The organism is Ornithinimicrobium sp. CNJ-824, from assembly GCF_001942405.1.
GTDB lineage: Bacteria > Actinomycetota > Actinomycetes > Actinomycetales > Dermatophilaceae > Ornithinicoccus > Ornithinicoccus kibberensis.
The window spans coordinates 31,166-46,014 of record NZ_MKKA01000001.1 but is presented as its reverse complement, the minus strand read 5'-3'; the positions used below and the strand labels follow the sequence as shown (position 1 = coordinate 46,014).

Here is a 14,849-nt window from a genome sequence, read left to right as displayed (position 1 = left end):
TCCCGCGTCACCCTGGAGGGGTCAGGCGCGGTCGAGGGTCTCCAGGTCGTCGGCGTCCACGATCCGGTAGGCGTAGCCCTGCTCGGCGAGGAAGCGCTGGCGGTGGGCCGCGAACTCCGCGTCCACCGTGTCCCGGGCCACCGTGGTGTAGAAGTGCGCGGTCCGGCCGTCGCCCTTGGGCCGCAGCACCCGCCCGAGCCGCTGGGCCTCCTCCTGCCGGGAGCCGAAGGTGCCCGAGACCTGGATGGCCACGGACGCCTCGGGCAGGTCGATGGAGAAGTTGGCCACCTTGCTCACGACGAGCAGGTCGATCTCGCCCTCGCGGAACTGGCGGAAGAGCTCCTGGCGGCGGGTCACCGTCGTCTCCCCGGTGATGAGCGGCGCGTCCAGCCGGTCGGCCAGCTGCTCGAGCTGGACGAGGTACTGGCCGATGACCAGCGTGGGCTCGCCCCGGTGCCGCTCCACGAGCGTCTCGACGACCGCGTCCTTGGCCGGCGCGCAGGCGGCGAAGCGGTAGCGCTCGTCCGGCTCGGCCACGGCGTAGGCCATCCGCATCGACTCCGGCAGGGAGACCCGCACCTCGACGCAGTCGGCGGGGGCGATCCACCCCTGGGCCTCGATGTCCTTCCACGGGGCGTCGTAGCGCTTGGGGCCGATGAGGGAGAACACGTCGGACTCGCGGCCGTCCTCCCGCACCAGGGTGGCGGTCAGGCCGAGCCGGCGACGGGCCTGCAGGTCGGCGGTCATCCGGAAGATCGGGGCGGGCAGCAGGTGCACCTCGTCGTAGACGACCAGGCCCCAGTCGCGGGCGCGAGCAGGTCCAGGTGGGGGAAGACACCCTTGCGCTTGGTGGTGAGCACCTGGTAGGTGGCGATCGTCACCGGCCGGATCTCCTTGCGGGCGCGGAGTACTCGCCGATCTCGTCCTCGGTGAGGCTGGTGCGGCGCAGCAGCTCCTCGCGCCACTGGCGGGCCGAGACGGTGTTGGTGACCAGGATCAGGGTGGTGGTCTGCGAGCGGGCCATCGCACCGGCCCCGACGAGGGTCTTGCCGGCGCCGCAGGGCAGCACGACGACGCCGGACCCGCCGTCCCAGAAGCCGTCGACCGCCTGCTGCTGGTAGGGGCGCAGGGACCAGGCCGGGGTCCGGCCGCCGTGCCCGTCGTCGACGCCTGCGTGGCCAGCTCGATCGGGTGCGCCTCGCCGTCGACGTAGCCGGCGAGGTCCTCCGCCGGCCAGCCGACCTTGAGCAGCTCCTGCTTGAGGTGGCCCCGCTCGGAGGCGTGCACGACGACGGTGTCCTCGTCCACGCGCTCGCCGACGAGGGGCTTGATCCGCTTGTGGCGCAGCACCTCGGTGAGCACGGCCCGGTCGGTGGTGCGCAGCACGAGCCGGGTCGGCGGCAGGCCGGTCTGCGGGTCGTCCTCCCCGTCGACGGGCTCCTTGAGCAGGGTCAGCCTGCCGTAGCGGGCCATGGTGTCGGCGACGTCGACGAGCAGCGGCTGGGGCACGGGGTAGCGGCTGTGGGTCAGCAGGGCGTGCACCACCTGCTCGGCGTCGTGCCCGGCGGCCCGCGCGTTCCACAGGCCCAGGGGGGTGACCCGGTAGGTGTGCACGTGCTCGGGCGCCCGCTCCAGCTCGGCGAACGGCGCGATGTCACGACGGGCCGCCTCCGCGTCGGGGTGGTCGACCTCGAGGAGGAGGGTCTTGTCGGACTGGACGATCAGGGGGCCGTTCATCGTGGGGACAACGGCGGGACGGGGTGCGGACATTCCACCCGGGCGTCGGCCGGGCCCCCACGGGTGCCGTTGTCGGCGAAGTCGCGGCCGGCACCGTGGTCCGGCTGGTCGCCGACGGCACGGCGATGGACGTGGGGAGCGTCCGTCCCCGGCACCACTCCCTTACCCTCGACCTGCGCGCCGGCACCCTGGACCGCCGCGTCGAGTGGGCCCTGCCCTCGGGCACGACCCTGCAGGTGAGGTCCCGACGGCTGGTCTCCCTGGCCGAGCGGTCCGTGAGCGCGATCCGGTATGCCGTGCGCGCCGTCGACGGACCCGTGCACCTCGTCCTGCGGTCCGACCTCGCCGGGCTGGTCGACCGGCCCTCGGTCACCAAGGGCGACCCCCGGGTCGGGAAGGCGCTCGCCGAGCCGTTTGAGGTGGTCCGCCAGCGGTGCGGGGACGCCGGCGGCACCATGGTGGGCCGCACGCGGTCCTCCGGGATGGTCGTCGGTGCCGCCGTGGAGCACCTCGTCGACGGGGCGGGCGAGGTGACCACCGAGGCCCGCGACCACACGGTGCGCACGGGCGTGACGGCATACCTCGAGGCGGGGGAGGAGCTGGTCCTGACCAAGGTGCTCGGCCACGCCTGGGTCCACGAGGGCGACCCGGACGACGTGCTGGACCTGGCCGAGGCGGCGGTCGCCTCGGGGCTGGACCGCGGGTGGACGGGCCTGGAGCAGGCGCAGCGGGAGGTACTCGACGACCTCTGGGAGACGGCCGACGTCGAGGTGGACGGCGACCCGCACCTGCAGCAGGCCCTGCGCTACTGCCTGTTCCAGCTCTTCTGCTCGGCGGCGCTGACCAGCGACGCCCCCGTCGGGGCCAAGGGGCTGACCGGGCTGGGCTACGACGGGCACACGTTCTGGGACATCGAGGGGTTCGTGGTGCCGGCGCTGAGCCTGCTGCGCCCGGACGTCGCCCGACGGCTGCTGCGCTGGCGGGCGGGCACGCTGGAGGAGGCGCGGCACCGGGCGCAGGTCCTCGACCTGCAGGGCGCCACCTTCGCCTGGCGCACGATCGACGGGCACGAGTGCTCGCCCTACTGGCCGGCGAGCACCGCGGCCATGCACGTCAACGCCGACGTCTGCCGCGCCTTCTGGCTGCACCGCAACGTCACCGGGGAGCCCTTCGACGAGGACCTGCGGCTCTTCGAGATCCTCGTGGAGACCGCCCGGCTGTGGACCTCGATGGGCCACCGGGACGCCGACGGCGGCTGGCACCTGCTCGGGACGACCGGGCCGGACGAGTACACCGGCGTCGTCGACGACAACGTCTTCACCAACCTCATGGCCCGCCGCAACCTGCTGTGGGCCGCCGACGCCGCGGAGGAGCAGGACGAGCTGGCCGCGGCGATGGCGGTGACGCCGGAGGAGGTCGCCAGCTGGCGGGACGCGGCGACGTCGGTGCACGTGCCGTGGGACGAGGAGCGGGGGGTGCACCCGATGAACGACCACTTCACCACCTACCGCGAGTGGCGCTTCGCCGACCACCGGGACTGCTACCCGCTGCAGGAGCACCACCACTACGCCAAGATCTACCGCCGCCAGGTGCTCAAGCAGGCCGACCTCGTGCAGGCGCTGTGGTGGTGCCGCGACGACTTCACCGACGAGGAGGTGGCGCGCGACCTCGACTACAACGAGGCCCGGACCGTGCGCGACTCCTCCCTCTCGGCCGCCGTCCAGGCGGTCGTCTGCGCCCAGGCCGGTCACCCCGACCTGGCCCTGCGCTACCTGCGGGAGGCGGCGACGGTGGACCTGAAGGACGTCCAGGGCGACACCGACGACGGGCTGCACCTGGCGGCCGTCGGCGGGTCCTGGCTCGCGCTCGCGGCCGGCCTCGGCGGGCTGCGGGAGGACCGGCAGGAGCTCGATCTCTCGCCCGTGCTGCCGCAGGCGTTGGAGCGCACGGCCTTCCACCTCACCTGGCGGGGACGGGTGCTGCGGGTCGAGACGACCCGCGAGGGCACCACGGTCACGCTGCGCCGCGGGGAGGGGCCGGTGACCGTCGTGGTCGACGGGGCGGCCCTGGAGGTGCGGCCGGACGCTCCGGCGCGGGCACCGCTGCGGACCCCCACGCCGCTCCTGCCGGAGCCGACGCAGCCGGTCGGTCGCGAGCCGGCCGGCTGACCGCGCCGGGGGTCCGCCCCGGCCTGGTGGATGATGGGCCCATGACGACGGAGTCCCGCCAGCTGCCGATGACCGTGCCCATGCCCGGGCTGCCCGACCGGGTCACGATCTACGAGGTCGGACCCCGCGACGGGCTGCAGAACGAGCCGACCGCGGTGCCGGTGCAGGTCAAGGCGGAGTTCGTCCGGCGGCTCCTGGACGCGGGGCTGGACACCGTCGAGCTGACCAGCTTCGTCCCCCAGCGGTGGGTGCCGCAGCTCGGCGACGCCGAGGAGCTGCTGGACCTGCTCGGCCCCCTGGGCACCGGCCGGCAGCGCCCGGTCCTCGTGCCCAACGAGCGGGGTCTGGACCGGGCCCTGGACAAGGGGGTGAACGCCGTGGCCGTGTTCGCCAGCGCCACCGAGACCTTCGCCCGCAAGAACCTCAACCGCTCGGTCGGGGAGTCGCTGGAGATGTTCGCCCCGGTGGTGCGGCGGGCCCTGGACGGCGGTGCCTGGGTGCGGGCCTACGTGTCCATGTGCTTCGGCGACCCGTGGGAGGGGCCGGTGCCCGTCGCCCAGGTCGTGGACGTGTGCTCCCACCTCATGGACCTGGGCTGCGACCAGCTCTCGATCGGCGACACGATCGGCGTGGGCACCCCCGGTCACGTCGTGCGGCTGGTCACCGCCCTGGACGACGCCGGGATCGGGCCGGACCAGGTCGCGGTGCACTTCCACGACACCTACGGCCAGGCGCTGGCCAACACCCTCACGGCGCTGCAGCACGGGGTGCGGGTGGTCGACGCGGCGACCGGGGGGCTGGGCGGGTGCCCCTACGCCCGCTCGGCGACCGGCAACCTGGCCACCGAGGACCTCGTCTGGGCCCTCGACGGGATGGGCGTGGAGACCGGCGTGGACCTGGACGCCCTCGTGTCCACGAGCACCTGGATGGCCGAGCAGCTGGGGCGCCCGGCCCCCTCGCGGGTCGTGCGGGCGCTCGCCGGCAGCTGACCGGCCCCGCCAGGGGGCGGTCGCCGGCAGGCGCCGCCGGGGCGCGTGGAGCTGCCGGTCCGGGTGCTCAGAGGTGGCGGGTGATCTCGGCGTCCGCCTCCAGCTCGTCCAGGATCGTGGTGAGGGCCTCGTTCTCCCGCTGCTCGGTGAGCTGCTGCTCGAGCACGTCGCGGACGTCCTCGAAGGGCGGTACCCCCTCGGCCCCGTCGGCCCCGTCGGTGGCTGCCGCGCCGTCCATCCCCTCGGTCAGCTCGGCGTAGTAGTCCTGCAGCTCCTGCTCCGTCGGCGGCTCGACGCCGCCGCGCTCGGCGACGATCTCCTCGATGAGCAGCAGCCGGCCCATCTCCTCGCGCACCTGCTCCTCGGGCAGCCCCTGCTCGCCGAGGGCGGCGACCAGCTCGTCGGCGGACCCCAGGCCGTTCTGCTCGGCCAGCGAGGCCAGCTCGGCGTCCACCTCCTCGGCGTCGGCCTCCAGGCCCAGCCGCTCGCCCTCCTGGCGGAGCAGCTCGCTGGCCACGAGCGACTCGAGCACGCCGTCGCGCAGGGCGGCCTCGTCGACCGGGGAGCCGGCGGCCTCGGCCTGCTGCCGGGCGGCGTCGCGCTGCTGCTCGAAGACCTCGACGAAGTCGGCGCGGCTGATCTCCTCGCCCTCCACCTCCGCCACGGGGTCGGGCAGCTCGTCGGGGTCGACCGTGGTGCCCGCCGCGTCCACCGACGACCCGTCCTCGGCCGTCCCCGTCGCGCCGTCGCCCGCCGTAGCCGTGGCGGCGTCCACCCCCGGGCCGGCCCCCTCCGGGCCCTCCTGGGCCGAGCAGGCCCCGAGGGTGAGCGCGGCCGCCAGGGCGAGGGCACCGACCATCCCGCCGTTCGTCGTGCGGCCAGGTCCGGTCGGGGTCGTCCGTGTGCGTCGCATCCGCCGGACGCTAGGCGGCCCACCTGGGTATGCCTCCCAGGTCCCGTCCAGCCGCTGTGCAGCGACGTCGTGGGTGCGGCCGGACGCCCGGCCGGGCCGATACGCTTCCCGACCATGAGCGGTCCGGGCGAGCTGCGGACCGGGGGCCCCGCGGAGCACGGGCGTGGGCGCGCCCGCGTGCTCCGTGCCCTGGACCTCCTGCGCTCGCCCTGGGCCCGTCGCGGGTTCCTGCTGGCCGCGGTCGCCGCCGCGGTGCTGGCGCTCGTCGTCGAGCGGGAGGCGGCCGGGCGGGCGCTCGACCAGGTGTCCTGGTCCTTCGTCGTCCTCGCCCTGGGACTGTCGGTGCTCAACGTCCTCTTCGCCGCGCTGTCGTGGCGGGCCGTCGCCGGCGGGCTCGGGGTCCCGCTGGGGGTGCGGGACGCGGCGGTCGTCTATCTCGTGGGGCAGGTCGGCAAGTACCTGCCCGGCTCGGTGTGGAACCTGCTGGCCTCCGCCGAGCTGGGTCGCGACCGCGGTGTCGGGCGCCGGCTGACGGTGGGCACCCTGCTGGTGGGGGTGCTCCTGTCGGCGGTCGTCGGCGCTGCCCTGGTGCTGGTGACCCTGCCGGGGGTCGGGGGGACCCCGCTGGAGCCGCACGGGTGGCTGGTGCTGCTCGCCCCCGTCGTGCTGCTCCTGGTGCTCCCCCCGGTGCTCGGCAGGGTGCTCGAGCTGGCCCTGCGGGTCACCGGGCAGGCCCCGGCGCGACGGCGCCCCGACGCGGGGTCGGTCGCGGCGGGGTCGGCGTGGTCGCTGGCCTCGTGGGTGGCGATCGGCCTGCAGGTCCTCGTGCTGGCGGTCGCCGTCGGGGCGCAGCCCGGCGTCCCGCTGCTGCGGACCTCCCTGGGCGGCTACGCCCTGGCCTGGCTCGTGGGGACGGCCCTGGTGTTCCTGCCGGCCGGCGTGGGGGCCCGCGAGGCGGTGCTGGCGCTCGTGCTGGCCCCGGTGCTCGACGCGGGAGCCGTCCTCGTGGTGGTCCTCCTGTCCCGGGTACTCCTCACCCTGGCCGACCTCCTCGCGGCGGGCGGCGCCATGCTCGTCCAGCGGTGGTGGCCGGCTCAGCCGACCCCCAGGTCGCGCCGCCGGTAGCCGGCGAGCCCCGTCCCCATCAGGCCGAGCGCGACGAGGACGACCGCCGCGACCGGCGTCCAGGCCATCTCCTCCACCGGCAGCGCCGGCAGCGGCTCCCACGGGGACAGCCGGGTCAGCCACTCCGGCAGCCCCAGCACCGTGCCCACCCAGACCATGAACAGCGACCACCCGACGACCACCCAGACCAGCCACCCCAGCCGGGGGACCCAGCCGTGCAGCGCGACCGCGATCCCGAGGACGAGCAGGGCACCGGGCGTCAGGACGAGCGAGGCCCCGGTGGTCCGGGCGACGACGTCGCCGCTGCCGGTCTCCAGCGCGTACGGGAGGCCCAGGAGCGCGCCGAAGAGCGCGGCGGCGCCCACGCCGACCACGACGGCGACCAGCAGGTGAGCCAGCGCCAGACGGGTCCGCGGGACGGCGGTGGAGAGCACGAGCTCGGCGTGGCCCCGCCGTTCCTCCACGGCCAGCCGTTGCCAGACCTGGACCACCAGGACGGCGACCAGGATCGCGACCAGGCCCAGCATCGCCACGTAGAACGCGTCCACGAGCTGCTCGGCGCCGCCGCCCATCCGTCGCAGCACCATCTCGAACTGCGGCAGGTCGGCGATCATCCGCCCGAAGCTGCCCGTCAGCGACCCCATCCCCAGGGCGAAGACCGACAGTCCCACGAGCCAGCCGGCGACACCCGGGCGGTGCAGCCGCCAGGCGAGCGCGATCGGCGACCGCAGGCCCCGGGCCGCCCGGGCCGGGCCGGGGCGCACGGCATACACCCCCGAGCCGTGGTCCCTCCGCGCCTCGAGGGCGAACGCGCCCGCCACGAGCGCGGCCGTGAGCAGCAGGGGCAGGAGGAGGACCCCCCAGCGCTCGTCCGCGTAGGGGCGGGCCAGCGCCATCCACTCCACGGGCGAGGCCCAGCGCAGGAGCTGCGCCGTCGAGCCGTCCGTCGCCGCGTCGGCGACCGCCCGCAGCAGGTAGGCCGCCGCGAGGACGGCCAGGCCCAGGCCCCGGGCGGCTCGGGCGCTCGCCGTCAGCTGGGCGGCGACGGCCCCCACGCCCACGAAGACCGCGCCGGAGAGGGCCGTGCCCGCGCCGAACGCCCCCGAGCCGGCCACCGGCTCGCCGACGCCGACCATGCCCGCGGCGACCAGCAGCCCCAGGACGGCCACGGCGGCCAGCCCCACGACCACGGCGGCCGTCAGCGGGGCGGACCGGTCGACGACGCCGGAGCGCAGCAGTTCGGTGCGGCCCTCCTCCTCGTCGGCCCGGGTGACCCGCACCACGCCGAGGACGGCCATGAGGCCGGCCAGGGTGGCCAGGAACGTGCCCACGCGCCAGACGGTGAAGCCCCCGGGCGTGGTCAGGTCGTAGGGCGGACCGAGCATCGCCCGCATGGTGGGGTTGGCGGCCATCACGTCCAGGGCTCCGGCCCCCGCGAGGCCGCCGACGATCGTCTCGTAGGCGGCGGCGGTGGCCGGGGCGAGCGCCGCCAGGCCGAGGATCCAGGCCAGGTGGAACCACCGGTTGCGCCGCAGCGCCAGCGCGACGAGGACCCGGGTGCCGGTCATCGCCCAGGACCGTCGTAGTGCCGCAGGAAGAGCTGCTCCAGGGTGGGCGGCGACGAGCGCAGGCTGCGCACCCCCAGGGGCGTCAGCCGGGCCAGCAGGTCGCCCAGGGCCGTGTCGTCCACCTGGCAGGACAGCCGGTGCCCGTCGACGACCGCGTCGTGGACCCCCGGGGCCGTGCACAGCTCCTGCGGCACGGGGCCGCCGAGCTCGACCTCCACCTGGGTGCGGGTCAGGTGGCGCAGCTGCGCCAGCGTGCCGCTCTCCACGACCCGGCCGGTGCGGATGATCGAGACCCGGTCGCAGAGGTGCTCCACCTCGGAGAGGATGTGGCTGGAGAGCAGCACGGTCCGTCCGTCGCCCCGCCACCGGCCGACGACCTCACGGAACTGCGCCTCCATGAGCGGGTCCAGGCCGGAGGTCGGCTCGTCGAGGAGCAGCAGCTCGACGTCCGAGGCCAGGGCGGCCACGAGGGCGACCTTCTGCCGGTTGCCCTTGGAGTAGGTCGAGCCCCGTCGCCGCGGGTCGAGGTCGAACCGCTCGAGCAGCTCGTCCCGGCGGCGCGGGTCGATGCCGCCCCGCAGCCGGCCGAGGAGGTCGATGACCTCGCCGCCCGTGAGCCCCGGCCACAGCGCCACGTCCCCGGGGACGTAGGCCAGCCGCCGGTGCAGCTGCGCGGCGTCGGCCCAGGGTCGCCCCCGAGCAGCCGCGCCGAGCCGCCGTCCGCCCGCAGGAGGCCGAGCAGGACGCGCAGCGTCGTCGACTTCCCCGAGCCGTTGGGCCCGAGGAACCCGTGCACCTCCCCCTGGGCCACGGACATCGTCAGGCCGTCGAGGGCGACCGTGCTCCCGAACCGCTTGGTCAGGTCGCGGATCTCGATCGGGTCCATGCCCGGCAATCTACGCCCGGACCGACCAGGGGTCCGGGGAGCGGCGCCGACGCGCGGCCGGGACGCGTCGCCGCATACGGTGGGGGTATGCAGTTCCTCACCCAGAGCCAGACCCCCACCGATCCCGACGGCGCCGGGACGCCGCCCGCCGGCATCGACCGCTCCCTCATGGACCCGTCGGTGCGGCCGCAGGACGACCTGTTCGCCCACGTCAACGGGACCTGGCTGGCGACCGCCGAGATCCCCGCCGACCGGGCGCGCTACGGCGCCTTCGACATGCTCCGGGAGACGGCCGAGGCCCACGTGCGCGAGCTCATCGAGCGTGCCGCGGACCGGCTGCCGGAGCCGGAGAGCCCCGAGGGCAAGGTCGGTGCGCTCTACGCCAGCTTCATGGACACCGCCCGGGTCGCGGACCTGGGCACCGACCCGCTCGTGGAGCCCCTGGGCCGGATCGCGGCGGTGACCGGCCCGTCCGACGTCGTGCGCGTGAGCGCCCAGCAGGAGCGCGAGGGCGCCGACGGCCTGGTGCACACCTGGGTCACCGCGACGCGGGCAGCCCCGAGGAGTACGTGGCCTACCTGCACCAGGGGGCGATCGGGCTGCCGGACGAGGCCTACTACACCGACGACGAGCACGCCGAGGTCCGCGCGGCCTACCGGAGCTACCTGGGCCGGCTGCTCGGGCTGGCGGCCCCCGCGCTGGAGCGGGCCGGGCTCGACCTGGGTCCCGACCCCGTCGCCGCGGTGTACGGCCTCGAGGAGCGGATCGCGGCCGCCCACTGGGACCGGGTCGCGGCCCGCGACGCCGTCCGGTCCTACACGCGGCTGGAGCGCGCCGAGCTCGCGGACCGCACGCCCGGGTGGGACTGGGACGCCTGGGCCGAGGGCCTGGGCGCCCCCGCGGGAGCCCTCGACCGGGTCGTGGCCCGGCAGCCGGACGTGCTCGCCGCCGTCGCCCTGGCCCTGCAGGAGGTCCCGGTGGACACCTGGCGGGCCTGGCTGGCCGTCCGGCTGCTGGACGCCACGGCGCCCTACCTGACCGACGAGCTGGTCGCCGCGCACTTCGACTTCCACGGCCGGGCCCTGTCCGGGACCCCGGAGAACAAGGAGCGGTGGAAGCGGGGCGTGGCGCTCGTGGAGGCCCTGCTGGGCGAGGCGGCCGGCGAGCTCTACGTCGCCGAGCACTTCCCCCCGGCGGCGCGTGAGCGCATGGAGCAGCTCGTGACCAACGTCGTCTCCGCGTTCCGGGAGCGGATCGGCGAGCTGGAGTGGATGAGCCCGGAGACCCGGGACCGCGCCCTGGAGAAGCTGGCCGCCTTCCGGCCCAAGATCGGGCACCCGCCCACCTTCCGCGACTACGCCGGGTACCGGCTCGACCCGACGGACCTGGTCGGCAACGTCCGGCGCGGGAACGCCTTCGAGACCGACCGGCAGCTGGCCAAGGTCGGTCGCCCGATCGACCGCGACGAGTGGCTGATGACGCCCCAGACCGTCAACGCCTACTACCACCCGATGCTCAACGAGATCGTCTTTCCCGCGGCCATCCTCCAGCCGCCGTTCTTCGACGTCGACGCCGACGACGCGGCCAACTACGGCGGGATCGGGGCGGTCATCGCCCACGAGATCGGGCACGGGTTCGACGACCAGGGCAGCCGCTACGCCGGGGACGGCTCGCTGACCGACTGGTGGACGCAGGAGGACCGGGAGCGCTTCGACGCCCGTGCCCAGCGGCTCGTCGAGCAGTTCGGCACGCTCTCCCCCCGGGACCTGCCCGACGACGAGGCCACCGTCAACGGCGGCCTGACCGTCGGCGAGAACATCGGCGACCTGTGCGGCCTGGAGCTGGCCCACCTGGCCTACCGGATCGCCAGCGGGGGTCGGCGCGAGATCGGGGGGTGGACCGGGGACCAGCGGTTCTTCCTCGGATGGGGCTCGGTGTGGCGCACCACCGCCCGTCCGGAGGAGGCCCGGCGGCTGCTGTCCGTCGACCCGCACGCGCCGGCCGACCTGCGGGCGAACACCGTGCGCAACGTCGACGCCTTCCACGAGGCGTTCGGGACCACGGCCGGCGACGGACTCTGGCTCGCGCCCGAGGACCGGGTGCGCGTCTTCTGAGCCGTGCGGGGGCGGCGGCACCCGGCACGGAATACCCCACCGGGTATGTTGTGTTGACGCCCCCGACGCCCGGGACCGCAGGCCCCGGACCGCCCGAAACCCTTCCCCCGACCCCGAGGAGCACCGTCACATGGCAACCGTCGACCTGGCCACGACCGACTTCGAGAGCACGCTGACCGACAACGACATCGTCCTCGTCGACTGGTGGGCCTCCTGGTGCGGGCCGTGCCGGATGTTCGCCCCGGTCTACGAGAAGGCCAGCGAGCAGCACGACGACGTCGTCTTCGCCAAGGTGGACACCGAGGCCGAGCGCGAGCTGTCCGCCGCCGCCCAGATCAGCTCTATCCCCACCCTCATGGCCTTCCGGGAGGGCATCCTGGTGTTCGAGCAGGCAGGCGCCTGCCGGCTCCCGCCCTGGAGCAGGTCATCGAGGCCGTCCGCGGGCTGGACATGGACCACGTGCGGACGCAGATCGCCGAGCGGCAGGCGTCCGACACCGAGAAGGAGGAGGCAACGCGATGAGCTACACCATCGGCGTCACCGTCGAGCAGGACTACCCGACCACCGTCGAGGCGACCCGGGCCGCGCTGGCCGAGCAGGGCTTCGGCGTCCTCACCGAGATCGACTTCGCCAGGACGCTCAAGGACAAGCTCGACGTGGACGTGCCGGCCCACATCGTGCTCGGCGCCTGCCGTCCGCCGCTGGCGCACCAGGCGCTGCAGGTGGACCCCTCGGTCGGCACCGTGCTGCCCTGCAACGTCGCCGTGCGTGACCTGGGCGACGGCACGACCCGGGTCGAGGCGTTCGACCCCGACGCCATGAGCCGGCTGGCCGGCGACGCGTTCGCCCCCGTGGCCGCCGACGCCAAGGAGCGGCTGCAGAAGGCGCTGGACTCCCTGGGCTGAGCCTGCCCGCGCACGGCCCGGTCCCCCCGCGGGGGCCGGGCCGTCGGCGTCCCCCGCCTCAGCCGGCCGGCGAGACCCCGGTGATGCGGTGCAGCAGGAAGGTGCGCCGGGCGTCGCCGTCGCCGACCCCGGCCCGCAGCCGCCCGGCCTCCACGGCCAACGGCCGCACGAGGTGCCAGCCCACCCCGCCGGCGTCGTCGGCGTAGCCGATCCGCACCGGGACCCCGTCGGCCACGGCCTCGTGCAGGACGGAGGCCACCACGACCGGGTCGGCGCTCCGACCGCCCGTCGTCGCCGCGCTCCCCTCCGCGCCCCTCCCGCCGGTGCCCGACCCGCCGGCAGCGGGCCAGCCCTGGCCCGCACCCCCGTCGCGTCCCGCCCGGGGACGGGACGCCTCGCCCCGGCGGAGCTGGGCCACGACCTGGCGGGCCACCTCCTCGTCCACCGTGCTCACGCGCACCGGCGAGGGAGGCCGGGGGGAGGTGCGCCGGGCCGTGGTCGGGGCGACCCGCAGGCCCCCGTCGCCGCCCTCGACGAGGGGGCCGTACTGCTCCTCCCGCAGCAGGTCGACGACGGTCGGCGCCGGGACCGGGCTGACCAGCACGGTCGGGGCGACGCGTCGCCACTGGAGCATGCCCAGGGCGCGGTCGCGCTCGATCCGGTCGAGCAGGGCGGGGTCGTCGGAACGCAGGTAGGCCGAGCACGCACCCACGCGGGCCTGGCCGTGCCGCCGGGCCACGTCGCGGACGAGGTAGTCCAGCGGCTGCGGCACCCCGGTCCGGGAGGCCTCGGCCAGCTCCGCGAGCACCCGGTCGGCCGACCACCCCAGGTCCAGGGCCCGCCGCACGCTGGCCTCGCTGAACCGGTGCACGCTGGCCCCGCCGCGCGACTCGACGTCGCTGACCACGTGCAGCAGGGAGCGCACCGGCCCATCCAGCCGTCCCGGCGCGACCGCGGTGAGGTCGGCCTGGAGGAGGACGTGGTCGACGGCCGGGGGGACGAGGGGCTCCATGAGGCCTGCCGCGACCGCCGGCGGGTCCCCGGCGACCACCGCGCGGCCGGGCCCGCCGAGCGCCCCCCGGCCGGTCACACCGGCCCACTCGGCCTCCCGGGCCACGACCTCCAGGCCGGGTCCGAGGTCGGCGGCCCGTGCCGTGCGCAGCGGGTGCCGCCAGCGCAGCAGCTCGGTCAGCCCGTCGAGGGTGGGCGCGGAGCCGGGGGGCAGCGTGGCCAGCGCCGTCAGGGCGTCGTGCCGGCGCACCCGGCCCAGGGGGTAGGAGGTGTGCACCGACAGGGCGTTGACCCGCCCCGCGTCCCCGGACGTCGCCAGGCTGGGTGCGGCCGCCATCGACCACCAGGCCGTGGCGAGGGCCGCCCACCGCTCGCCCGGGCCGGCCGCGAGCCACTCGTCGGCGGCCGTGGTCGGCACCCAGGCCGGTTCGGCGTCGCCCCGCGGGCCGCCGTCGTCGGCGGCCACCCAGGCCGCGCCGCCAGGGCGGTCTCCAGCAGCCAGGCGGCCTCGTCCCGGTCCACCTCCAGGTGCGCGGCCAGCCGGGCGAGGTCGCGCACGGCCAGGCCGCCGGACCGCAGCACCCGCGGTGGCCGGACCCCCCACCGGTCGAGCACCTCGGTGACCAGCACGAGCAGGTCGCCGGCCCGACCGCCGACGGCCGCGTCGACGACCTCCTGGTCGAGGACGGTGCGCTCCACCGCCGGCGGCTCGGGTGCGGGGTGACGGTGCAGCCGTCCGTCCCGCAGCGTCAGGGCCACGGCCCGGGGCAGCACGACGTGGGCCTCGTCCTGCCGCACGAGCAGGCCCGCCGCCACCAGCGACCGGGCGGCCTCCGCCATCGGGGCGTCCGGGTCCTGCGGCAGCGTGCCCACGGCCGGGCCCCAGGTGAGCGCGGCCAGGAGCTGACGCTCGGCCGGGCCGGTCCGCGGCAGCGCGGCGACCGGGTCACCGGCGTCCGGGTCGGCCGCCGCCGGACCGGGCCGGACGTCGGCGGGAGCCAGGCCGGCGGGGTCGCCGACCACCTCCAGGACCGGCCGGGCGGCGACCAGTCCTTCCGGGGACCGCCAGCACAGCGCCAGGGTCCGCAGCCGGGCGGTCAGCCGTCCGGCCAGCGCGACCGAGGTGCCGAGCAGCCCGGCGACCTCCTCCTCGGCGGCGGGGGCGGCCACGACGACCGCCTCCAGCGCCTGCAGGTGGGCCAGGTCGAGGTGGTCCAGCGCCCGGCGCACGCTGGCGAGCGTGGTCGCGCGGGCCGCCAGGGTGGTGACGTCGGCCGGGGCCGGCCGGGCCAGGTCCGGACGCGCCCGGAGCAGGGCGGCCAGCTCGTCGTCGCCGCGGGCCCGCAGGTCGTCGGCGAGCGACCGGACGCTCACCATGCCGCTGCCCGCCTGCCCCTTCGGGGACGGGCCACCGGGTCCTCGAGGGCCGTCAC

At 75.9% G+C, this 14,849-nt stretch carries 9 protein-coding genes and 4 pseudogenes; 7 read left to right on the top strand and 6 right to left on the bottom strand.

The window, feature by feature from the left end; all coding sequences use genetic code 11:
- Nucleotides 1–21: 21 nt before the first annotated feature.
- A pseudogene (locus tag BJF81_RS00190) lies at nucleotides 22–1,737 on the bottom strand (DNA repair helicase XPB).
- 95 nt (nucleotides 1,738–1,832) lie between these two features.
- Between BJF81_RS00190 and BJF81_RS00185 the strand changes: the two are divergent.
- Both BJF81_RS00185 and BJF81_RS00180 read left to right on the top strand, forming a co-directional pair.
- Entirely contained in the window at nucleotides 1,833–3,905 is a 2,073-nt protein-coding gene (locus tag BJF81_RS00185) for a glycoside hydrolase family 65 protein (protein ID WP_075956661.1), read from the top strand.
- Between the two features lie 41 nt (nucleotides 3,906–3,946).
- Nucleotides 3,947–4,894, top strand: a complete 948-nt coding sequence (locus BJF81_RS00180; RefSeq protein ID WP_075956660.1) for a hydroxymethylglutaryl-CoA lyase — start codon at nucleotides 3,947–3,949, stop codon at nucleotides 4,892–4,894.
- 67 nt (nucleotides 4,895–4,961) lie between these two features.
- On the opposite strand, the gene BJF81_RS00175 is transcribed toward BJF81_RS00180, so the two are convergent.
- Nucleotides 4,962–5,807, bottom strand: a complete 846-nt coding sequence (locus BJF81_RS00175; RefSeq protein WP_083663865.1) for a SurA N-terminal domain-containing protein — start codon at nucleotides 5,805–5,807, stop codon at nucleotides 4,962–4,964.
- Nucleotides 5,808–5,921: 114 nt separating this feature from the next.
- Here BJF81_RS00175 and BJF81_RS00170 point away from each other — a divergent pair, with 114 nt between their 5' ends.
- Nucleotides 5,922–6,932, top strand: coding sequence for a lysylphosphatidylglycerol synthase transmembrane domain-containing protein (locus BJF81_RS00170; protein ID WP_143780585.1), 1,011 nt, complete (start codon nucleotides 5,922–5,924; stop codon nucleotides 6,930–6,932).
- Here BJF81_RS00170 and BJF81_RS00165 read toward each other — a convergent pair.
- Together BJF81_RS00165 and BJF81_RS00160 are read right to left on the bottom strand one after the other, a co-directional pair.
- On the bottom strand, nucleotides 6,902–8,500 hold the full coding sequence (locus BJF81_RS00165) for an ABC transporter permease (RefSeq protein ID WP_075956658.1): 1,599 nt from the start codon (nucleotides 8,498–8,500) through the stop codon (nucleotides 6,902–6,904). The genes BJF81_RS00170 and BJF81_RS00165 overlap by 31 nt on opposite strands.
- Nucleotides 8,497–9,386, bottom strand: a pseudogene (locus BJF81_RS00160) (ABC transporter ATP-binding protein). Before BJF81_RS00160 ends, BJF81_RS00165 begins: the two are co-directional and overlap by 4 nt.
- Before the next feature lie 87 nt (nucleotides 9,387–9,473).
- On the opposite strand from BJF81_RS00160, the pseudogene BJF81_RS21255 reads away from it, so the two are divergent.
- The 4 genes and pseudogenes from BJF81_RS21255 to BJF81_RS00145 form a co-directional block, all read left to right on the top strand.
- A pseudogene (locus tag BJF81_RS21255) lies at nucleotides 9,474–10,666 on the top strand (peptidase M13); the annotation flags it as partial.
- Complete coding sequence (locus BJF81_RS21250; protein ID WP_446740528.1) at nucleotides 10,658–11,500, top strand: M13-type metalloendopeptidase; 843 nt, start codon at nucleotides 10,658–10,660, stop codon at nucleotides 11,498–11,500. The pseudogene BJF81_RS21255 and the gene BJF81_RS21250, both read left to right, overlap by 9 nt.
- A gap of 130 nt (nucleotides 11,501–11,630) precedes the next feature.
- Nucleotides 11,631–12,022: pseudogene (trxA, locus tag BJF81_RS00150) on the top strand (thioredoxin).
- Nucleotides 12,019–12,405 carry a DUF302 domain-containing protein gene (locus BJF81_RS00145; protein ID WP_075956657.1) on the top strand — a complete coding sequence of 129 codons (387 nt, stop codon included), beginning with the start codon at nucleotides 12,019–12,021 and terminating at the stop codon, nucleotides 12,403–12,405. The pseudogene trxA and the gene BJF81_RS00145 overlap by 4 nt, the downstream one beginning before the upstream one ends.
- A 58-nt stretch (nucleotides 12,406–12,463) precedes the next feature.
- Here BJF81_RS00145 and BJF81_RS16565 read toward each other — a convergent pair whose 3' ends face one another.
- On the bottom strand, nucleotides 12,464–13,417 hold the full coding sequence (locus BJF81_RS16565) for a helicase-associated domain-containing protein (RefSeq protein WP_237769936.1): 954 nt from the start codon (nucleotides 13,415–13,417) through the stop codon (nucleotides 12,464–12,466).
- A gap of 227 nt (nucleotides 13,418–13,644) precedes the next feature.
- Nucleotides 13,645–14,790 (bottom strand): hypothetical protein, encoded by a 1,146-nt coding sequence (locus BJF81_RS18780; RefSeq protein ID WP_237769922.1) that lies wholly within the window; start codon nucleotides 14,788–14,790, stop codon nucleotides 13,645–13,647.
- Between the last annotated feature and the right edge of the window lie 59 nt (nucleotides 14,791–14,849).